At 64.9% G+C, this 20,279-nt stretch carries 20 protein-coding genes, 3 tRNA genes and 1 riboswitch; of the genes, 14 read left to right on the top strand and 9 right to left on the bottom strand.

The window, feature by feature from the left end; genetic code table 11:
- Positions 1-49: 49 nt before the first annotated feature.
- Positions 50-568, top strand: a complete 519-nt coding sequence (locus tag DN388_RS08105) for a sigma-70 family RNA polymerase sigma factor (protein WP_043864497.1) — start codon at positions 50-52, stop codon at positions 566-568.
- Entirely contained in the window at positions 565-1,512 is a 948-nt protein-coding gene (locus DN388_RS08100; RefSeq protein WP_254998537.1) for a FecR domain-containing protein, read from the top strand. The genes DN388_RS08105 and DN388_RS08100 overlap by 4 nt, the downstream gene beginning before the upstream one ends.
- Positions 1,513-1,525: 13 nt before the next feature.
- Here the strand turns inward: DN388_RS08100 and DN388_RS08095 are convergent, their stop codons facing one another.
- The 6 genes from DN388_RS08095 to DN388_RS08070 are packed head-to-tail and all read right to left on the bottom strand — an operon-like array spanning position 1,526 to position 8,462.
- Positions 1,526-2,290 carry an ATP-binding cassette domain-containing protein gene (locus tag DN388_RS08095; protein ID WP_058541308.1) on the bottom strand — a complete coding sequence of 255 codons (765 nt, stop codon included), beginning with the start codon at positions 2,288-2,290 and terminating at the stop codon, positions 1,526-1,528.
- Positions 2,291-3,301 (bottom strand): iron ABC transporter permease, encoded by a 1,011-nt coding sequence (locus DN388_RS08090; protein WP_054915286.1) that lies wholly within the window; start codon positions 3,299-3,301, stop codon positions 2,291-2,293. It lies immediately after the preceding gene.
- Positions 3,298-4,080, bottom strand: coding sequence for a hemin ABC transporter substrate-binding protein (locus DN388_RS08085; protein WP_168186855.1), 783 nt, complete (start codon positions 4,078-4,080; stop codon positions 3,298-3,300). Before DN388_RS08085 ends, DN388_RS08090 begins: the two co-directional genes overlap by 4 nt.
- A 50-nt stretch (positions 4,081-4,130) precedes the next feature.
- Positions 4,131-5,075 carry a ChuX/HutX family heme-like substrate-binding protein gene (locus tag DN388_RS08080; protein WP_254998533.1) on the bottom strand — a complete coding sequence of 315 codons (945 nt, stop codon included), beginning with the start codon at positions 5,073-5,075 and terminating at the stop codon, positions 4,131-4,133.
- 28 nt (positions 5,076-5,103) lie between these two features.
- Complete coding sequence (locus DN388_RS08075; protein ID WP_254998531.1) at positions 5,104-6,036, bottom strand: ChaN family lipoprotein; 933 nt, start codon at positions 6,034-6,036, stop codon at positions 5,104-5,106.
- Positions 6,037-6,053: 17 nt separating this feature from the next.
- Positions 6,054-8,462, bottom strand: coding sequence for a TonB-dependent receptor (locus DN388_RS08070; RefSeq protein WP_254998528.1), 2,409 nt, complete (start codon positions 8,460-8,462; stop codon positions 6,054-6,056).
- 268 nt (positions 8,463-8,730) lie between these two features.
- Here DN388_RS08070 and DN388_RS08065 point away from each other — a divergent pair, with 268 nt between their 5' ends.
- Together DN388_RS08065 and DN388_RS08060 are read left to right on the top strand one after the other, a co-directional pair.
- On the top strand, positions 8,731-8,916 hold the full coding sequence (locus DN388_RS08065) for a hypothetical protein (protein WP_054915290.1): 186 nt from the start codon (positions 8,731-8,733) through the stop codon (positions 8,914-8,916).
- 100 nt (positions 8,917-9,016) lie between these two features.
- Complete coding sequence (locus DN388_RS08060; RefSeq protein ID WP_058541313.1) at positions 9,017-9,409, top strand: RidA family protein; 393 nt, start codon at positions 9,017-9,019, stop codon at positions 9,407-9,409.
- Positions 9,410-9,508: 99 nt separating this feature from the next.
- Here DN388_RS08060 and DN388_RS08055 read toward each other — a convergent pair.
- The 3 genes from DN388_RS08055 to DN388_RS08045 all read right to left on the bottom strand — a co-directional run bounded on the left by DN388_RS08055 (position 9,509) and on the right by DN388_RS08045 (position 9,840).
- Positions 9,509-9,593: transfer RNA gene (locus DN388_RS08055), tRNA-Leu, on the bottom strand.
- A gap of 53 nt (positions 9,594-9,646) precedes the next feature.
- A tRNA-His gene (locus tag DN388_RS08050) sits at positions 9,647-9,722 on the bottom strand.
- Positions 9,723-9,763: 41 nt separating this feature from the next.
- A tRNA-Arg gene (locus DN388_RS08045) sits at positions 9,764-9,840 on the bottom strand.
- A gap of 285 nt (positions 9,841-10,125) precedes the next feature.
- On the opposite strand from DN388_RS08045, the gene folD reads away from it, so the two are divergent.
- From folD to DN388_RS07995, 10 genes are all read left to right on the top strand, one after another.
- Entirely contained in the window at positions 10,126-10,980 is an 855-nt protein-coding gene (folD, locus tag DN388_RS08040; protein WP_054915292.1) for a bifunctional methylenetetrahydrofolate dehydrogenase/methenyltetrahydrofolate cyclohydrolase FolD, read from the top strand.
- 137 nt (positions 10,981-11,117) lie between these two features.
- Positions 11,118-11,321: riboswitch (cobalamin riboswitch) on the top strand.
- Positions 11,322-11,441: 120 nt separating this feature from the next.
- The gene (locus DN388_RS08035; protein WP_254998520.1) at positions 11,442-13,376 is read left to right on the top strand and encodes a TonB-dependent siderophore receptor; all 1,935 of its coding nucleotides are present in this window, start codon (positions 11,442-11,444) and stop codon (positions 13,374-13,376) included.
- Between the two features lie 98 nt (positions 13,377-13,474).
- Positions 13,475-13,816: a ferredoxin gene (locus DN388_RS08030; RefSeq protein WP_116055008.1), complete on the top strand. Its 342-nt coding sequence runs from the start codon at positions 13,475-13,477 to the stop codon at positions 13,814-13,816.
- Positions 13,813-14,739 carry an ABC transporter substrate-binding protein gene (locus DN388_RS08025; protein WP_054915294.1) on the top strand — a complete coding sequence of 309 codons (927 nt, stop codon included), beginning with the start codon at positions 13,813-13,815 and terminating at the stop codon, positions 14,737-14,739. Before DN388_RS08030 ends, DN388_RS08025 begins: the two co-directional genes overlap by 4 nt.
- Before the next feature lie 133 nt (positions 14,740-14,872).
- A complete protein-coding gene (gene ctlX, locus DN388_RS08020) occupies positions 14,873-15,790 on the top strand; it encodes a citrulline utilization hydrolase CtlX (protein ID WP_043864655.1) in 918 nt (305 codons plus the stop codon).
- Between the two features lie 23 nt (positions 15,791-15,813).
- Positions 15,814-16,860, top strand: coding sequence for an ornithine cyclodeaminase (locus tag DN388_RS08015; RefSeq protein ID WP_254998505.1), 1,047 nt, complete (start codon positions 15,814-15,816; stop codon positions 16,858-16,860).
- Between the two features lie 274 nt (positions 16,861-17,134).
- Entirely contained in the window at positions 17,135-17,914 is a 780-nt protein-coding gene (locus tag DN388_RS08010; protein ID WP_088515235.1) for an ABC transporter substrate-binding protein, read from the top strand.
- Between the two features lie 74 nt (positions 17,915-17,988).
- Positions 17,989-18,714 (top strand): ABC transporter permease, encoded by a 726-nt coding sequence (locus DN388_RS08005; RefSeq protein ID WP_254998502.1) that lies wholly within the window; start codon positions 17,989-17,991, stop codon positions 18,712-18,714.
- Positions 18,711-19,424 carry an ABC transporter permease gene (locus DN388_RS08000; protein ID WP_043864512.1) on the top strand — a complete coding sequence of 238 codons (714 nt, stop codon included), beginning with the start codon at positions 18,711-18,713 and terminating at the stop codon, positions 19,422-19,424. The genes DN388_RS08005 and DN388_RS08000 overlap by 4 nt, the downstream gene beginning before the upstream one ends.
- A 3-nt stretch (positions 19,425-19,427) precedes the next feature.
- Positions 19,428-20,270, top strand: a complete 843-nt coding sequence (locus tag DN388_RS07995; RefSeq protein WP_236066305.1) for an ABC transporter ATP-binding protein — start codon at positions 19,428-19,430, stop codon at positions 20,268-20,270.
- Positions 20,271-20,279: the final 9 nt, after the last annotated feature.

Below are 20,279 nucleotides of genomic sequence, written 5' to 3'. Positions count from 1 at the left end.
AATCTCGTTATACTCCGCAGCCTCATCAGCCCTGCACCGATCGCACTCGATGGAATCCAGCCCACACGCCCCTGCCAGCGCCCATGCGTACCTGCAGACGCTGTACACCGATCACCATCGCTGGCTACGCCAATGGCTGCGCAACCGTATGGGTTGCCCGGAGTCGGCGGCTGACCTGGCCCAGGACACGTTCCTGAGCATCCTGGCCTCCAAGGACCTGTTCAGCATCCGCGAGCCGCGCTCGTTCCTGTCCACCGTGGCGCGGCGCCTGATGGCGAACGTACACCGGCGCCGACTGGTGGAGCAGGCCTATCTCGAAGCCCTGGCCAACCTGCCCGAAGCCGTGGAGCCCTCGCCCGAGGTGCGCACCCTGGCCCTTGAAGCCCTGACCCTGCTGGACAGGCTGCTCGACGAACTGCCGGCCAAGGTCCGCGAAGCGTTTCTGCTGTCGCACCTGCAGGGTCTGAAGATCGCCGAGATCGCCGAGCGCCTGCAAGTCAGCACACGCTCGGTGAAGCTGTACCTGGTGCGCGCCAACCAGCACTGTTTTTTTGCGCAGCTGCCATGAGCACACCGCAACCGGCCTTCAAGCCCCGCACCACCCGTGAGGCTGCCCACTGGCTGACCCTTTGGATGGACGGCGACCTGCCGCCCGAGCAGGCCCAGGCCTTTGCACGCTGGCGCGCCGCCGACCCGGACAACGAACGCGCCTGGCTGCATATAGAAAGCCTGCGCGGTCGCCTGGCCGGGCTGGAGCCCACCGCCGGCTACCGCAGCCTCAGCCACGGCGGCGGCAGTCGTCGGCGGGTGGTCAAGGCATTGCTGCTGCTTGCCCTGGCCGGCGGCACCGGCGGCCTGGCCTACCGCGAGCCCTGGCGCAGCGGTGCGGGCCTGGCCTACCACAATGGCGCCAGCGCCCCTCGACACATCACCCTGGCCGATGGCAGCCAACTGACCCTGGATGCCGACAGCACGGTGGAGGTGGACTTCACCCCCACCCAGCGCACCCTGCACCTGCGCAGTGGGCGGCTGCTGATCAGTACCGGGCATGATGACGCGCAGCGCCCCTTCAGCGTGAAGACCGCCCAGGGCAGCGTCCTCGCGCTGGGCACCCGGTTCGTGGTGCAGGTGCAGCCCGAGCGCACCGATGTGCAACTGTTCGAAGGCGCGCTGAAACTCAGCCCGCGGCACACCACGCCACAGCGGCTCAGTGCCGGTGAGCGCACACGCTTTACTGCCATGCGCATCGACGACAGCACCCGGGTGGGCCGCGAGCCTTCATGGGGCGTAGGCGCACTGGAGGCCGACGACATGCGCCTGGGGCACTTCATTGCCGAACTGTCGCGCTATCGCCCCGGCCTGTTGCGCTGCGCCAGTGAAGTGGCCGACCTGCGCATCTCGGGGGTCTACCCGCTGGCCGACAGCGATGCGGTACTCGACGCGCTGACCCAGTCGCTGCCGGTCAGCATCAACCGGCGCTCGCGCTACTGGGTCACGGTCAGCGCCCGCTGAGGGAACTGGCCATTCAGCACGCCAGCTCGATGCCCACCGCGTGGCCGGGCCCCGCCGTTACACTGACCTGGGCCCCGAACACCGTCTCGATGGTATGTGCATTCAGTACCTGTGCGGGGGTCCCGCTGGCGCACAACCGGCCCTTTTCCATCAGCCACAGCCGATCGCAGTAGCGCGCCGCCAAGTTGAGATCATGCAGCACGCACACCACCGCGATATGTGGCACGCGGGCCAGCCGGCGCAACAGGCGCATCAGATTCTGCTGCTGGCCGATATCCAGCGCGCTGGTGGGCTCGTCGAGCAGCAGCAGGCGCGGCGCCTGGCCCTCGGTGGGGCCCGCAGGGCTGATGGCCAACTGGTTCAGCGCGCGGGCGATGGTCACCCGCTGCAACTCGCCGCCCGACAGCGACAGCACACCGCGGTCGAGCAGATGAGTGATGTCCATGGCCTCGACGATGCCGGCGCACGGCAACCCGGCATGCCCCTGGCCCAGCTGGATGAATTCGCCGACCTGCCAGTCGAACGCACTGTCCATGTGCTGGGTGACAAGGGCGCGGTTGCGCGCCAGCTGGCGCGGCGAATAGGCGCTCAACGGCTGATCGAGCAGCCGCACTTCGCCGCAGTCGGGCGTGATATAGCCGGAGATCAGCGACAACAATGTGCTTTTGCCTGCGCCGTTGGGGCCGATCAGCCCCAGTAGCTGGCCGCCCTGTATGGCCTCGGTGACCGGGCTGAGGGCAAATGGCCGATGCAGGCCGACAGCGAGAAGATCGAGCATTCAGAACTCCCGGACCTTGCGGCCCAGCAACAACCAGAGAAAGTACGGCCCGCCGATCACGCTGGTGACCAGGCCGACCGGAATCTCGGCAGGGCTGACCAGGCTGCGCGCCAGGGTGTCGGCAAGCAGCAGCAGAATCGCCCCGCACAGCATCGAGGCCGGAATCAGCAGACGGTGGCCCGGCCCGAAGTACAGGCGCAGGCAGTGCGGCACCAGCAGGCCGATGAAGCCGATGATGCCGGTGAGTGCGACGCACAGGCCCACGCCCAGCGAGGAGGCCAGCACAATGCGATTTTTCAGGCGCTCGGCATTGAGCCCCGCCGCATGGGCAGACACCTCACCCAACTGGAACAGGTCCAGGTCGGCGGCGCTGCGCACCAGCACCAGCAAGGTCAACGGCAACACCACCAGCGCTACGCTCAGGGTCGACCACTCGGCACTGCCCAGGCTGCCCATGCCCCACAGGCTCAATTGGCGCAACTGTTCTTCGCTGGCCATAAAGGTCAGCATGCCGCCCACCGCGCCGGTCAGGGTATTGATCACCAGGCCGGCCAACAGCAGGGTGATAGTCGATTCACGACCCTTGTAGCCGCGCCCGATGCGGAAGATCACCAGCGTTACCAGCAACGCCCCGACAAACCCGGCCAGAAACTGCCCATACAGCTCCAGGCCGGCAAAACGCCCATTGAACAGCACGATCCAGATCGACACCGCCAACCCCGCACCGCTGGCCTGGCCCAGCAGCGTGGGGTCGGCCAGCGGGTTGCGAAACAGCCCCTGCATGGCGGTGCCGCCTGCTGCCAGGGTCGAGCCCACCAGCACCGCCAGCAGCAGCCGCGGCAGGCGTACCTCGCTCCACACTTGCCATTCCAGCGGCGCGGGCAGATGGCCCAGCAGGATGCGCGGCGACAGGCCGATGCTGCCCACCAGCGAGCACAGCGCCAGCAAGGCGCACAGGCCGGCCAGCATCAGCAACAGCGTGGGCAATGAGCGGGTGTGCGAGCGCGTCATGGGAACAGCGCCCCGGCATCACGGCGCAGTTGCAGCATGGCCGCCACGGTGCGTGGGCCCAGGTTGAGCAGCGCCTGATCGTCCACCTGCACCAGGCGCCGGTGCTGACCGGCCGGGGTCAGCGCCAGGCCGCCGAGCTTCCACAGGTTGTCCTCGCCGCCCAGGGCCTGCAACCCGGCGCGGCTGATGATCACGAAATCCGGTGCAAGCGACACCATCGCTTCGGCCGCCACCTGCTTGTAGGCACTGAACGGCGCGCAGTTCTCGATGCCCGCCTGCTCCAGTGCGGCATGGGCTTCGGTGCCGCGCCCCATGATCAGCGGGATCATGCCCGCTCGATTGAAGATGAACAGCGCCCTGGGGCCCTTGAGCGGCGCCAGTGCAGCCAGCTCGGCGGCCAGACGTTGCTGCTCTGCAACCAGCGGCTGGCTCAGGGTTTCACGGTCGAAGGCCTTGGCCACCTGTTCTATCTTGCGTGGGATATCGGCGATGCGCTTGCCCCTGGGCACTTCGATGACCTCGACGCCCACGGTATCCAGCTGGCGCAGCACCACGGCCGGACGCGCCGCATCGCTGAGCACCACCCGCCGCGGATGCAGGCTCAGGATGCCTTCGGACGACAACTGGCGCAGATAGCCCACCGACGGCAGGCGAGCCACTTCGGGTGGGTAGTGACTGGAATCGTCACGCCCCACCAACCGCGAAGTGGCCTGCAACTGCGCGGCAATCTCGGCCAGGTCGTTGCCGATGACCAATGTGTCGGCCTGATCGGCATGCACGGGCGCTGTACCTATTAAAAGAAGCAGGCACACACTCAGCAGCCGAGCGCTCATTGCCCCGACTCCAACCGATCGAGCAACTCGCGCCAGGCTGGCTGTTCGGGCTGCCCGGCAGGGCGACGCCCGAACAGTTGCACGATCAGGCGCTGCTCGGCATCGAAGATCTCCAGGCTGTTGACCCCGCCTACGGCATTGGGTTTGTACACGCGCCAGGCTTCGGCTTCGACAGTGTCACGTATGCCGAAACGGGTTGGTGCGGCGTCACCGTCACCCGGCATGTCGAACACCAGGCTGTCGCCCTGCCGCGTGGCGCCGTCGAGCTTGCCGGTGTAGATCTGCGTGGAGCCGGGGCTATAGATGAAGACCATCAGTTCCAGCCCGCTGTCGGCCAGTTGCCCGAGCAGCGCCGCAGTGCCCGCGCTGCCGATACGCCGGGCAAACTGCGGGGCCACGCCCTGGTTGCCCTGATAGCGGGTCAGACCATGACGCTTGAGCAGCGCGAAGTGGTCATGCACATCCCCCATCGCCGCCCAGTCGTCGACCAGCCCGGCGACCTGTACGTCTTGTTTGACCAGCGCCTCGCGCGGTGTGAAGTGCGGCTGCTCCAGGCTGCCCTGGGCATACAGCTCGGCCCACGCCTGCAGGTTCGAGCCGGGTAGCGACGCCAGGCGCAACAGCGGCGCGGCATGCCGGTCGAACACCCGCAGCTCGAAATCACCAGCGGCCTGGCCACGGGTGAGGCACAGCCAGTGCCAGGCGCGCAGGTTCAGGCGCAGGTCCAGGCCATCTTCGCCAAGCACCAGACCGACCTGGGCAACATCGTCCGACCGTGGGAAGCGCCCCACCTGGTCGAGGAATGCATGACTGGCCTGGGTCATGACCCTCAGCGGGCCAAGGTGATACAGCCGGGCCGCCACTTCGGCGGCAGGCAGGGCGAGGCTGAGGCAGTCTTGCCCAAGGCGTTGGCGGAGGTCGCTGGCAGTAATAGCAGGCATGTGGGGATTCCTTGTGAGCAGAAAAGGTTCAGTGAAGGGGTGGCTGCAAGGGTGCGTCGCAGCTGGCAGCCGCCGGGGCAAGCGCAACGCCGTCGCCGTCCTGGCTGGGCAACAGCCACACGAAGTCGGCATCCTGCACGGCTGGGGCCTGGCCCTCCTCACCCAGCACCAGCACCTTCAAACCGGGATCGCGCGCGCCATGCCTGAGGTACTGGGGCGCGCCCTGGGACTTGAGGGTGTGCAGCACACCGGCGAACAACAGGCGCGGGGCCGGCGCGGCGTCGAGCACCTGGGCCATGCGCCGGTCGCGACCGTGCTGAATGGCGAGCATGGCGTTCAGTCGCGGCAGGTCGATCTCGCCACAGTGCATCTGCACGATGCGCTGACGTTGCACCTCGGCGATTGCCGCTTGCGGAAACAGGCTGGCCGCATCCGCAGGCGCGTCGGCTGCCACCTGCTTGCGTTCGCGGGGAGACAGGTTGCCGGCCAGCACCGGGGCCGGGGCCTGCATCAGTGCCTGCATCAACGGGCCGTATTGCTCCCAGCTCCAGCGCTCATCCCACTGCATGATCTTGCGCAGACGCGCCAGCCGCACGTGGTTGCCTGCGCCCAGCCACGCCTGCACATCGCCAACCGGGCGCTGCTGATCGCTATCGAGCATCTCGAGCACCACGGCGCCTTGCTGGCGCCGCTCGGCCAGGCCGGTGGCCAGCCACTGCTCGATCAGGTGATGAGCCACGTTGTCGTGGGTCTCCCCCACCATCACCGTGGGGGCTTGCGCCAGTACGTCGAGCAATTGCCCGGCATCGATCTGCTGGCCGCTGCGCACATCCACGATCGCGCCCCAGCCGGGGATATTGGCTTCGACACGGGCATAGGCGGTCTGGGCCGGCGGCGTATTGACCGTGGCGCAGCCGACGAGCAGGGCAAGGCATGCCCCAAGCAGGCAGTTCGTATACATGAGAGGGTCCTGTGGGGTCAGTATTCGAACGTGACGCCGAACGAGGTGGTACGCCCACGCCCGGTACCGCGGTCCAGTGAGGCGGACATGATCGAGTCCACCGAGGCGTTGTAGCTGTAGGTCTTGTTCTCCACGTTCTCGACGTTGAAGAACAGGCTGACGTTCTGCTGCACCTGCCAGCTGCCGTAAAGGTCCCAGATCACGCCGGTGGACTGTGTCTTCCTGGTTTCGTACCAGTCCCAGCTTTCTTCGGCAGGGCCGGAGTACTCGCCGCGGGCGCCGAGCACCACGCGCTCGTCGAACCAGCGCGTGCCCAGGTCGAGGGTCCAGTAGCGGTCGGGCTGGCTGTTGATGTCTTCGAGTTCGATGCCCGAGGTGGTCGGCGCCTTGGTGGTGGCGCGGGTCCAGGAGAGGTTGGCGTAGACGAAGCCTGCGTCGTAGCGGCCCTCGATCTCGTAGCCGCTCATGCGCACCTGCTCGGGCCAGTTGACCCAGTTGGCCTTGGCCGAGTATTCGCCGTCGTCATCGACGATGTCGAACGACTGCGGGGTGATATAGCCGTCGATCTTGCTGATGAAGCGGTTGACCTTGAGCTGGGCGTAGTCGTTGCTGCTGAACAGCCCGGCGCGACTGAGATTGAAGCCGAACTCGTAGTTGGTGGAGCGCTCCTGGCGCAGGTACGGGTTGGCCCCCACGCCGTCGGCATCGCTGGCATCGGCGGTCATCGGCACCTTCTCGAAGAACATCTCCTGCACCCGCGGTGCACGCGAGGTGCGCGACCAGCTGGTGTAGAGCTGCATCCAGTCATAGGGCTTTACGGCAAAGCCGATACGCGGGTTGAAGCTGTGCTCGCGGCGGGTGATGTCCACATCGCCCCCGCCGATACCCGTGCACTCGCGCAAAATCGAGCACTTGGGCACGTGGCCGCTGACCTTGTAGCCGTCGTAGTGCATGCCCAGGGTCATGGCATAGATGTCGTAGTCCAGCTCCAGGGTACTGAACAGGCTTTCGGTCTGCTGCTTGCCTTCGGGGTTGGCCCCGCGTTTTTCCGGCGTGTCGGCAACGAAGTCGTCGGTGTAGTAGCGCATGCCGTTGCTCCAGCTCGCTTCCACCGGGCCGAGGTTGAAACGGCTGAGGTTGGTGAAGTCGAAACCGTGGGCATCGTCGTGGGTCTTGCGGCCGATGAAGGTGGATTCCTCCACCGGCGGGTAATCGAGCTGGGTCTTGTTCTGGTAGGCGTTGACCGTCAGGTTCACCCATTCGTTGTAGGGCGTGTAGGCGTACTTGGCGCGGTAGGTTTCGTTGCGCAGTTCCCATGGGTAGTTGTGGTAGAACTCGTTGCGATACTGCACGCCGCTGAGGTCCAGGCGGTGCAGGTCGTTGGGCTGCAGGCGCACCTTGAGCAGGCCCGAGCGCGGGCTCTGCTTGGTGGTGTCGTAGTGGTTTTCCTGGCCGGAGCTGGTCTTGTATTCGCCGGTTTGCGAACTGCTGGCGGCGGCGACGATGCCGTACACGCCCTCGCTATCCTCGGGACGGGTTCGTGCGCCAGCGGCGAGCATGCGCGTGTTGCCGTAACCGTTGTTGCCGGTGCGGTAGGTGCTGCGCACACCCACGCGGTGGTCGGGCTTGACGATGTCGTCGATATCGAAGGTGCGGAAGTTGGCGGTGCCCCCCAGGGTATTGGCCCCTTCGGCGCCGTCCACCGCGCCGCGCTGCACATCGACACCGGCCAGCAGGTTGGGGTCGACGAAGGCCATCGGCCCGCCCGAACCGTGACCGGCGTTGTTGCGGAAGGTCTGGGTCACGCCGTCGATCATGGTGTTGACCCGCCCCAGGCCCGACAGCCCGCGGATGTTCACCGAAACCCCGGGCTGGCTGCGTGAATGCAGGGTGTAGGTACCGGGCATGGAACGCACCAGGCTGTTGAGGTCCTGGCGTTCGGCGTGCACTTCGCGGCTGCTGCGGATCACGCCCGGGCGCTCGCCCAGTGCGTTGACCAGCGTGGGGCCCACCTCCAGCGCGCTGCGGCTCTGTTCATCGGCGCGCAGCACGAAGCTCTTGTCCTTGAGCTGCACGATGCGCAGCCCGGTACCCATCAGCAGCAGGTCGAAGGCTTCCTTGCGGTTGTACTCGCCATCCAGGCCCTGGGTCTGGCGCTTGTCGGTCAGCTCCGGGGAAAAGGTCAGCATCACGCCGGTGGCGCCCGCCAACTGATTGAGTGCGGGCGCCAGCGGGCCTGCCGCAATCTGGTAATGCTTGCGTACAGCTGCGTGCTGAGCGGTGGGCGCCTCCATGGGCGCCGCCATTGCAACGCTGGCACCACTGACGGCAAGCGCCAGCACAGTAAGCGCGCCCTGCGCCGCCTTGAAAACACGGTGCCTGTCGGGCTGCTGGCCTGGATTTACGGTCGGCGCGATGCGTTTCACGTGAAGCTCCCTGGAACGTTGCAATGGTCTTGCAATAGAGGTCACGTGAGGCAGGCAAAAAGGGAAATGAAAATCAGTATTATTTTTAAAATCATTCATCAGCATGCGCGCGGATAAATGTTGGAACAGTTCTGCCCGTGGTGTTCACGCGCCTACGGCGCAAAGGACGCTATGCTTGCAGGGCCTTCCGTTGACGAACGGTGCCACAGCACCCGCACACGGAACGGCCGACTCGAGTGGCAGGGAGGCCGTGATAAAGGAACCGCACATGGAAAAATACCGATTGGCCGCTGCGCAGCTCGACGAGAGCCTCAGCAGAATTCGCGAACAACGCGATCACCTCCTCGCACTGGGGGAGGCGGAGCAAGCCGCTCCACTCACCAGAATCCTCAACATCGTTCGACTGGAGCTTGAGCTGTCACCGGTAGGTGGGCCCAAGGCGACCAGGCATTGACGCGAGGGCAATGAAACGCGAAAGCCACCTTGATAGGTGGCTTTTCTGTTCTATAGAGTGGCGCGTCGCTTGATAGCCCTACTCCCCTGGACCCTGCCCCATGACTGATCGCCAGATTATCGTCCCCGACGAGATGAAATTGCTTTGCGAGCGTGCTGGTTATGCCCCCGCGGTAAAGGTGGGCAGAACCCTGTACTGCGCCGGGCAGGTGGGTCGAACGCCGGAGCTGGAGGTGATTGAAGACCCGGAGCAGCAGTTTCTGGCGGCCTGGGAAAACCTTCGCCTCGTGCTCGCGGCGGGCGGTTGCGGGTTTGACGACGTGGTCGAAATGACGACCTATCACATCGACATGCAACGCCATATGCCGCTGTTCAGGAGCGTGAAGGACAAGGTCTTTCCAAGGGGCACCTGTGCATGGACCTGCATAGGCGTCAGCGAACTCGCCCGACCAGGGTTGCTGGTGGAGATCAAGTGCATTGCGGTGCAGCGGTAGGTGCGGGTAAGGAGTAGAAGCCCAGAAACGAAAAAAGCCGCTCAAGGCGGCTTGTTCCGGGCTTCAACGCACTTCAGCGAAGGGCGGTGAAAGCATCTATGGTGCGGACGAAGAGACTCGAACTCTTACAGCTTGCGCCGCTGGAACCTAAATCCAGTGTGTCTACCAATTTCACCACGTCCGCGTGAAGCTTTTAAAGCAAAGGCGCCGGATTTTCATCGGGCGCCTTTTAGAATATGGGGTGGACGATGGGGATCGAACCCACGACAACAGGAGTCACAATCCTGTGCTCTACCAACTGAGCTACGCCCACCATATTGCTTTACTGCTTTTACTTGTGCCAGCTGCCTGTATTGGCGCACCCGGCAGGACTCGAACCTGCGACCATCCGCTTAGAAGGCGGATGCTCTATCCAGCTGAGCTACGGGCGCATATTTAATCTGCTTTCTGTTAGGATTACAAATTAACTTTTAGTCATACCGAACAAGCTATCAAAACCACTTATTCTGCCTGACCTTGCTAACCAGTGCTAGGCTCTGCCCGACAAGTGCGATGAATGTTATAGACGAGCGGCAAAGTCGTCAACACCTTTTTGAAAAAAATTCATTTTATTTAAGGGGTTAGGGGAATTGCCAGACCAAGCGCCTTTGCCCTGCGCCCCGGTCATGCGAGAATGCGCGCTCTTTTTATTCCCTCTCGATGGTTAATCACGCGTCATGACTGCACAACTTATCGACGGCAAGGCGATCGCCGCCAGCCTGCGCCAGCAGATCGCCCAACGTGTCGCGCAACGTCGCGAGCAAGGCCTGCGCACCCCCGGCCTGGCAGTGATCCTGGTAGGCAGCGACCCCGCCTCCCAAGTCTATGTTTCGCACAAGCGTAAAGACTGTGAAGAGGTCGGCTTCAACTCCCAGGCCTATGACCTGCCCAGCGACACCACCCAGCAGGCGCTGACCGACCTGATCGACCGCCTAAATGAAGACGCCGACATCGACGGCATCCTGCTGCAGCTGCCACTGCCGGCGCACCTGGATGCCTCGCTGCTGCTCGAGCGCATTCGCCCCGACAAGGACGTGGACGGTTTCCACCCTTATAACGTAGGCCGCCTGGCCCAGCGCATCCCGCTGCTGCGCCCGTGCACCCCCAAAGGCATCATGACCCTGCTGCACAGCACCGGTCAGGACCTGTACGGCATGAATGCGGTGGTAGTGGGCGCCTCGAACATCGTCGGCCGCCCCATGGCCATGGAGCTGCTGCTGGCCGGCTGCACCGTGACCGTGACCCACCGCTTCACCAAGGACCTGGCCGGCCACGTCGGTCGCGCCGACCTGGTGGTGGTGGCTGCCGGCAAGCCGGGGCTGGTCAAGGGTGAATGGATCAAGGAAGGCGCCATCGTCATCGACGTGGGCATCAACCGCCAGGAAGACGGCAAGCTGGTGGGCGACGTGGTCTACGAGACCGCCCTGCCCCGCGCCGGCTGGATCACTCCGGTGCCAGGCGGCGTCGGGCCGATGACCCGGGCGTGCCTGCTGGAGAACACCTTGTATGCGGCCGAAGAGCTGCACGGTTGACCCCGCTGGATTTAAGTTCCAGCGGCGCTAGCCACTAAAGGAACGGCACCTGAGAAGGTGCCGTTTTTTTTGGCCTGGAACAAACGCACGCTCGTCAGCAAAGGCCGTCAGGTTGACGAACGGTCATGACAATGGTCAGATGCGGCCCAGTTTCAGGTGCCTGCTGCCGCCGTGCAGCAGGTGAAACGGGAAGCCGGTGCGTCTTGCATGACTAGTCCGGCGCTGCCCCCGCAACGGTAAGCGAGTGAAGCATCCAACAGGCCACTGTGCGCAACGCATGGGAAGGCGGATGACTTCGAGCCTCGCAAGCCCGGAGACCGGCCTGCAAACCCACGACTGTTGAAAGGATGCGTTCAGTCATTTTGGCAAACCTGCGGTGGGCGGGCACGAGCCGGTATTCTGGCGCGCGTTCGCCGGAACCCTCCTGTGCGCTTCCCGAAAAATCCTTTTTCGAGAAGTAGATGAAGACACGTCGTTTTACCCTGATCGGTTGCCTGATCGGCAGCCCGGCCCTGGCGGCCAGCGAACCCCTGACCCTCGACCAGCAGATCGTTTCCGCACCCTCGGTGGAGTCCACCACGGTGGCCGAGATGGCGCGCTATGGCAGCAAGGTGGAGGTCGTGGACCGCGAGCAGATCGAGCGCGCCGGCCCCAGCGCGGACATCACCCGCGTGCTGCAGATGTTCGTGCCCGGCCTGTATGTGGCGCCCAAGCAGGGGCCGTTCGACTATGGCACCTATTCGCTGCTGGGCGGGCGCAACGACGACACGCTGATCATGCTCGACGGGGTGCGCCTGAACAACCGCCTCTACGGCGGCATCTATATAGACACCCTGCCCGCCGCCGCCATCGAGCGCATCGAGGTACTCAAGGGCGGCCAGAGCCTGCTGTTCGGCACCCAGGCCGTGGCCGGGGTCATCAACATCGTCACCCGTTCGGCCCATAGCCGCGACCCCTCGGGCCAGGTCAACCTGGGCGTCGACAGCTTCATGGGGCGCAACGGCGATGCACGTATCGAGCGCATCTTCAGCAACGGCCTGGGCGACCTGGGGCTGCTGGCCTACGTCAGCCACAACGTGTCCGAGGGCTACCAGCCCTACCACAGCAGCCAGATCACCTCGACGGTCAGCGACAAGAAGCGCAGCTACGAGGTCAACACCTTCGGCGCCAAGGCCGCACAAAGCCTGGGCGATGACAGCCGCCTGGAGCTGTTCTACCAGTACAGCGCCGCCAACCTGGACTTCCTGCGCCCGGACGCCAACCGCCGTACCACCAACGACCGCGTGCAGCAGATCGCCACGGCCACTTTCGAGCAGCGCCTGAACCCCGACTTCAGCTACTTCGTCAAAGGCCACATGAACGATTGGGATACGCGCTACACCCGCATCTACAACAACACCGACGGCAGCACCCGTACCCTCAACCACGACGACTACTGGGGCTTCAGCGACTGGGGCATGCAGGCCGAAGGCAAGGCCGTGCTCCCCGGCGAGCACACCCTGGTGCTCGGTACCGACAACCAGTGGTTCAAGGGCAAGGACGACGTGCTCAAGATCGATAACAACCAGGCCGAGGCCCATGCGCTGTATGTGCAGCTGCGCCCTGTCATCCACGCCCTGCCTGACTGGCACCCCAGCATCGGCGTGCGCCGCGAGCACCTGAGCGGCGGTGACAGTGCCACGGTGGGCATGCTCACCTCGCTCTACGACCTGACCGACCAGCTCAAGCTGCGCGGTCAGTTCGGCACCGCCTACAAGCTGCCCAACGCCGAGCAACTGTACGTCAACGAACCGGGCGACGAGATGGGCAACCCCAACCTCAAGCCGGAGAAGAGCCGCAATGCCGAACTGGGCCTGGACTACACCGGCCTGATCCAGGGCCAGCCTTACAGCCTGAGCGGTACGCTGTTCACCCGGCGCATCGAGGACCTGATCACCATCGTGGATGCACAATGGGTCAACGGCGATGGCGAGATCCAGGTGCGCGGCGTCGAGGTCAACGGGCAGTTCCAGCTCAGTGACCGCTGGCAGCTGGCGGCAGACATGACGCGCAACCTGAGCGAGTCGCGCAACGGCGCCACCCTCAACAACATTCCCGGGTTCTTTGCACGCAGCCGGCTGGGGTACGAGTCGGGTGACCGAATGTGGGGCGCAGGCGCGGCGGTGCGCTACATCGGCACGGTGAAAAGCCCGCGTGATGTGGACTACGGGCATTACACCGTGGTGGACGCCGATGCCTACCGCTACCTGGACGGCGCCCGCCAGCATCGCCTGAGCCTGCTGCTGGAGAACCTGCTGGACCGCGACTACACCACCAGCATGGACAGCGGCGCGCGCAAGGTGCAGAACCTGGGAAGGCCGTTCACCAGCGAAGTGCGTTACACCTACAGCTTCTAGAAGCAGCGCGGGTCAATCCCGCTCCCACAGGCTCATCCGTCACCTGTGGGAGCGGGCTTGACCCGCGAAAGCCGCACCACGGACTCAAGGACAAGCCCATGCCCATCCCCAGCAAACCCGAGTGGTCGCACATTCCCGCCCACGCCCGCCACGTGATGCTGTGCACCGGCCCGCGCTGCACCCAGCGCGGCGCGCAGCAGGTGTGGAAAGTGGTGCGCAACGAACTGCTCGCCGCCCAGCGCATGGAAACCGCCGACGGCGTGCTGCTGACCCGTACCCACTGCCAGTTCCCGTGCAACCTGGGCCCGGTCGCCACCGTCTACCCCGAGCGCTGCTGGTACCGCATCGCCAGCGCCGACGATGCCCGCCGCCTGGTGCGCGAGCACCTGGTCGCAGGTACCCCGGTCAGCACACTGCTGCTCAATGGTGATACCCCATGACGCGCCTGCTCTGCCTGCTGTTGTGCCTGCTCGGCACCACGGCCCACGCCCAGACCTACCGTAACTGCGGCCAGGACTGGACCCTGCCGCACGCCCCGCCGCAGCGCATCCTGGCGCTCAACCAGCATGCCGCCGACCTGCTGCTGGCCCTGCAGGTCGGCCCGTCGCTGGTTGCGGTGAGCTACATCGATGACGACCCCGAGGCGCTGGCCTCCCGGCGCTACCGCGGCGTGCCCCTGCTGTCGCGGCTGTATCCCTCGCCGGAGGTGTTCTATGCCCAGCGCTACGACCTGGTGGTCGGCGGTTTCGCCAGCGCCTTTCGCGATGGCGTGGGCGCCCGTACCCACCTGACCCGCAATGGCATCGGCAGCTATCTGCTGGAGAACGCCTGCGACCCGCGCCCGGCCTCCGGTTTCGCGGCCATCGAAGACGACCTGCGCAGCCTGGGCAAGCTGCTGCAGCGCGAACCCCAGGCCGCTCGGCTGATCGCGCAGCAACGAGCAGACCTGGACCGCGCCCGCCAGCTCGCCGCGCAGCATTCCCCGCTTTCGGTGTTCTACCTGGACAGCGAGCACCAGGGCCTCGACAGCGAGGGCAGCCGCGGCTTCATCACCCAACTGATCCAGGTTGCCGGTGGGCGCAACCTGTTCGCCGACGTCGACCTGCACCGCGTGACCGTCGACCCCGAAACCCTGCTGCAACGCGACCCGGACGTGATCATCCTGGCCGACGCCGTCTGGTCGCCGGCCCGGCGCAAGCGCGAGTACCTGCACAACCACCCGGCCCTCTCGAAGTTGCGTGCGGTGCGCGAGGGCCGGCTGATCGACCTGCCCTTCACGCACCTGGTGGCAGGCGAACACAGCGCCCGTGCTGCCGTCGCGCTGGCCAACCAGTTGCGTGACATGGCCGAGCACCTGCCCTGAACCGGCACAGCCGATTACGCTGCAATACCCCGCTTTTCAGCTTTCCCCGCTGAGCGCCCCGCGCGCTTCAGCCGGGATTGCAGCGCCACTGCATCGACAATAGACGCACTGCCAACCCCGGATGCGTGCCTCGATGCAAACCACCAATACAGTCTTGATGATCCGCCCCGCGCGGTTCGCCTTCAACCCGGACACCGCACTCAACAACCGCTTCCAGCAGCCTGCACTGGACCCCGACCAGGCACAGCATAAAGCGCTGGAAGAGTTCGACGGCTATGTGGACACCCTGCGCCAGCATGGCGTCGAGGTGCTGGTGGTGCAGGACACGCCGGCCCCGCACACGCCTGACTCGATCTTCCCCAACAACTGGTGGAGCAGCCACGCCGACGGCAGCCTGGTGCTCTACCCGATGGAGGGCCACAACCGCCGGCTGGAACGCGACAAGGGCGTGCTGCAGGTGCTCGCCGACCGTTTCAGCATTCACAACACCATCGACCTGAGCCCGCTGGAGCAACAGAGCATGTTCCTGGAAGGCACCGGCAGCATGGTGCTCGACCGCGAACACCGCATCAGCTACGCCTGCCACTCCGGACGCACCCACACCGAAGCACTGCGCCAGTTCGCCGACAGGCTCGACTACCGCCTGTGCCTGTTTCACGCCGTCGACCGACACCGGGCGCCCATCTACCACTGCAACGTAATGATGAGCGTGGGCCGCGGGCTGTCGGTGGTGTGCCTCAAGGCACTGCCCGATGCCGACGAGCGCCGTACCCTGGAACACAGCCTGCGCGCCACCGGCAAGGACATCCTGGCCCTGGACTTCGACCAGCTCGAAGGCTTCGCCGGCAACATGCTCGAAGTGCACGACAAGCAAGGCCAGCCGCTGCTGGTGATGTCGCGCAGTGCCTGGCGCTCGCTGCACCCCGAGCAGCGCCGCCAGGTCGAGCGGCACACCCACCCGGTGGTGGTGAACATCGACAACATCGAACGCATCGGCGGCGGCAGCGCGCGCTGCATGCTCGCCGAAGTGCACCTGCCGGTGCGCAATTGACCGACCACAAGAAGGAGCTCCCCATGACCCGTTACATCGACGTCAACGACCTCAGCCAACTGGTCGCCCGCAAGGGCCTCACCATCTGCCTGGAAGAAATGGCCGAGTACATCCGCCAGGACTACCTGCGCTGGCACGACTTCGAAAAGTGCGCGCGCCTGGCCAACCACTCGCCAGACGGGGTGATCGAGCTGATGCCGGCCTCCGACGCCAACCTCTACGCCTTCAAGTACGTCAACGGCCACCCGAAGAACACCCAGCGCGGCATGCTCACCGTGATGGCGTTCGGTGCGCTGGGCGATGTCGACACCGGCGCGCCATTGCTGCTCAGCGAAATGACCCTGACCACCGCGATCCGCACCGCCGCCACCTCGGCCCTGGCCGCACGCTACCTGGCGCGTCCCGACAGCCGCAGCATGGCGCTGATCGGCAACGGTTCGCAGAGCGAGTTCCAGGCCATCGCCTTCCACGCGCTGGTGGGCATCGAGGAAATCCGCCTGTACGACCTGGACCCACAAGCCACGGCCAAACTGGCCGCGAACCTTCGCGCCTTCCCGGCGATCAAGGTGGTACTGGCCAGCTCCGTGGCCGATGCGGTACGCGGCGCCGACATCGTCACCACGGTCACCGCCGACAAGGCCTACGCCACCATCCTGACCGCCGACATGATCGAGCCGGGCATGCACCTGAACGCGGTGGGTGGCGACTGTCCGGGCAAGACCGAGCTGCACCGCGACATCGTCGACGCCGCACGGGTGATCGTCGAGTACGAACCGCAGAGCCGCATCGAGGGCGAGATCCAGCAGATGCCAGCCGACTCGCCGATCACCGAGTTCTGGCAAGTGGTCAACGGCCAGGTGCTCGGCCGCGAGAACGACACCCAGGTCACCCTGTTCGACTCGGTGGGCTTTGCCATCGAAGACTACTCGGCCCTGCGCTATGTGCTGGATGTGGCCAAGGCCCTGGATATCGGCCATGAAATCGACCTGGTGCCGGCCCTGGAAAACCCCAAGGACCTGTTTGCACGGCTGCTGCCCAAGGTTCAGGCGGTGCACAAGAAACGCGCCTAGACCGGGCCTGCACGTCAATCCAGGCGGCCGTGCACCTTGCACGGCCGTACACAGCAAGCTGCCCCGAAGCCAAAACAGGAGGTCATGCAGCCGATTCGGCTGACACCGAATCGCCAACAGCAGAATCCGGCAGCCAGCGCCGGCCCAAACGACACAAAAAAAATGCTGCCTTCACGCATTCTGACGCCAGACCGAAGAGTCACACACAGACCAAGGCTCAGGCCAACGAAGCGTTCACTGCCCTACATCAACTACAAGACACAGGGATACCTTTATGACCTCGCTGCGAAAGCTGCTCAGCGTGCTGCTCCTGCCCATGTGCGCGAGCACAGTCCAGGCCCAGGAATGGAAAGAAATCCGTTTCGGCGTGTTCCCCGAATACCCGCCCTTCGAATCCGTCGCCGCCGATGGCAGCCTGCAAGGTCTCGACATCGAGCTGGGCAATGCCATCTGTGAAAAGCTGCAGGTCAAGTGCACCTGGGTGCACAACGAATTCGACGGCATGATCCCGGCCCTGCGTGCACGCAAGTTCGACGCAATCATGTCGTCCATGGCGGTGACGCCGGCCCGTCAGAAGCAGATCGAGTTTTCCGATCGCCTGTTCCTCAGCCCCACCTCGGTGATCGTGCGCAAGGGCGCCGACTTCGGCGACACCCCCGAATCGCTCGAGGGCAAGACCGTTGGCGTGTTGCAAGGCTCGCTGCAAGAGGCCTACGCCCGCGCCAAGCTGGCGCCGCTGGGCGCCCGGGTCAAAGCCTACCAGGCCCAGAACCAGAACTATGCCGACCTCATGAACGGGCGCCTGGACGCCACCCTCACCGACAAGCTCGAAGCGCAGCTGAACTTCCTCAACACCCCCGAAGGCGCCGACTTCAAGAGCGGCCCGGCAATCAAGGACCCCACCCTGCCCCTGGACATCGCCATGGGCCTGCGCAAGAACGACGCCGAGCTCAAGGCGCTGATCGACAAGGGCATCGCCGCGGTGCTGGCCGATGGCACCTTCGCCAGGATCCAGCAGAAGTACGTCGGCGACCTCGATATCTACAACGAGTAATCGCCTGCAGAGCCCGGGCCTGCACGGCCCGGTGCGCTGTCGCACCCGCCTTTGGTCCTACCGAGAGTTTTCCCGTGAACGACTTCCTCACCTCCACCGGCTTGCAGGCGCTGAGCCTGCAGGGCTTCGGCCCGCTGTTGCTGCAAGGAACCTGGATGACCCTGCAACTGGCCTTTCTGTCACTGGGCCTGAGCCTGCTGCTGGGCCTGATCGGCGCCAGCGCCAAGCTGTCCTCGCTGCGCATGCTGCGCATTCCCGCCACCCTCTACACCACGCTGATTCGCAGCGTGCCCGACCTGGTGCTGATCCTGCTGATCTTCTACACCCTGCAGCTGTGGCTCAACGACCTGACCGAGCTGCTTGGCTGGGATTACGTCGAGATCAACCCGTTCATGGCCGGCGTGATCACCCTGGGCTTCATCTATGGCGCCTACTTCACCGAGAACTTTCGCGCAGCGATCCTCAGCGTGCCCCATGGCCAGCTGGAAGCGGCTACCGCCTACGGGCTGAGCCGCGTGCAGCGCTTCCAGCTGGTGCTGTTCCCGCAACTGATGCGCTTCGCCCTGCCGGGGCTGGGCAACAACTGGCTGGTGCTGCTCAAGTCCACCGCGCTGGTGTCGATCATCGGCCTCTCCGACCTGGTAAAGGCTGCGCAGAACGCCGGCAAGACCACCAATGAGCCGTTGTACTTTCTGCTGTTCGCGGGGCTGGTCTACCTGCTTATCACCACCCTTTCCAATCGCCTGTTCAAGGTGCTGGAACGGCGCTACAACACCGGCATCAAGGGGTTGGCATCATGATCGAACTGCTTCAGGAATACGGCCGGGCCTACCTGTACAGCGATGGCGCGGGCATGTCGGGGCTGGCGATGACGCTGTGGCTGTTCATCGTGACCATGGTGCTGGGTTTGGTGCTGTCGTTGCCACTGGCGCTGGCGCGGGTGTCGCGCAAGCGCTGGCTGCGCTGGCCGGTAGAGCTGTACACCTTCGTGTTTCGCGGCACCCCGCTGTATATCCAGTTGTTGATCTGCTACACCGGGCTGTACGGGCTGGAGGTGGTGCGTGACAACGCGCTGCTCGACCAGTTCTTGCGCAATGCGCTCAACTGCACGCTGCTGGCCTTTGTGCTCAACACCTGCGCCTACACCGTGGAGATCTTCGCCGGGGCCATTCGCAACATTCCCCATGGCGAGATCGAGGCCGCCCAGGCCTACGGCCTGCATGGCTGGCGCCTGAACCTGTTCGTGGTGCTGCCGGCAGCCCTGCGCCGTGCGCTGCCGGTGTACAGCAACGAGCTGATCCTGATGCTGCATGCCACCTCGCTGGCGTTCACCGCCACCGTCGCCGACGTCCTCAAAGTGGCCCGCGACGCCAACGCCGCGACCTTTCTGACGTTCCAGGCCTTCGGCATCGCGGCCATTCTGTACATGCTGCTGTCCTTCGCGCTGGTCGGGCTGTTTCGCCTGGCCGAACGCCGCTGGATGCGTTTCCTTGTTCCTGCCCGAGGCTGACCCATGACCCTTTGCGCACACCCCCTGCCGGCCCATGGCCAGGCCCTGTACGAAACCCCCACCGCCCCGCGCGTCAGCAGCGCCGCCATCAAACTGAGCGTGGATGCCCTGCACAAGAGCTATGGCGATCACCAGGTACTCAAGGGCGTCTCGCTGCAGGCGCGCAAGGGCGACGTGATCAGCCTGATCGGTGCCAGCGGCTCGGGCAAGAGCACCATGCTGCGGTGCATCAACTTTCTCGAACAGCCGGACTCGGGCGTGATCACCCTCGACGAGCAGAGCATCGAGATGCACCAGGGCCGCGCCGGCACCCGCGCGCCGAACCCGGCCCAGCTGCAGAACCTGCGCACGCGCCTGGCCATGGTGTTCCAGCACTTCAACCTGTGGAGCCACATGACCGTGCTGGAGAACATCTGCCTGGCGCCGCGCCGCGTGCTTGGGGTGAGCCCGCGCGAGGCCGAGGCCCGCGCCCGCGCCTACCTGGACAAGGTCGGCTTGCCAGGGCGCGCGGCCGATCAGTACCCGGCATTCCTGTCTGGCGGGCAACAGCAGCGCGTGGCCATTGCGCGGGCGCTGGCGATGGAACCGGAGATAATCCTGTTCGACGAACCGACCTCGGCACTGGACCCGGAACTGGTTGGCGAAGTGCTCAAGGTGATACAGACGCTGGCCGAGGAAGGCCGTACCATGCTGATGGTCACCCACGAGATGGGCTTTGCCCGCCAGGTGTCTAGCCAGGTACTGTTCCTGCACCAGGGCCGGGTCGAGGAACAGGGCGGCCCGCAGATGCTCGACCAGCCGCAGAGCGAACGCCTGCAGCAATTTCTTTCCAACCGTTTGAAGTGAACCGACGCC

It is taken from the genome of Pseudomonas sp. S12(2018) (assembly GCF_024355235.1).
In the GTDB taxonomy this organism is placed as follows: Bacteria; Pseudomonadota; Gammaproteobacteria; order Pseudomonadales; family Pseudomonadaceae; genus Aquipseudomonas; species Aquipseudomonas palmensis.
This window is presented reverse-complemented; position numbering and strand designations above follow the sequence as displayed.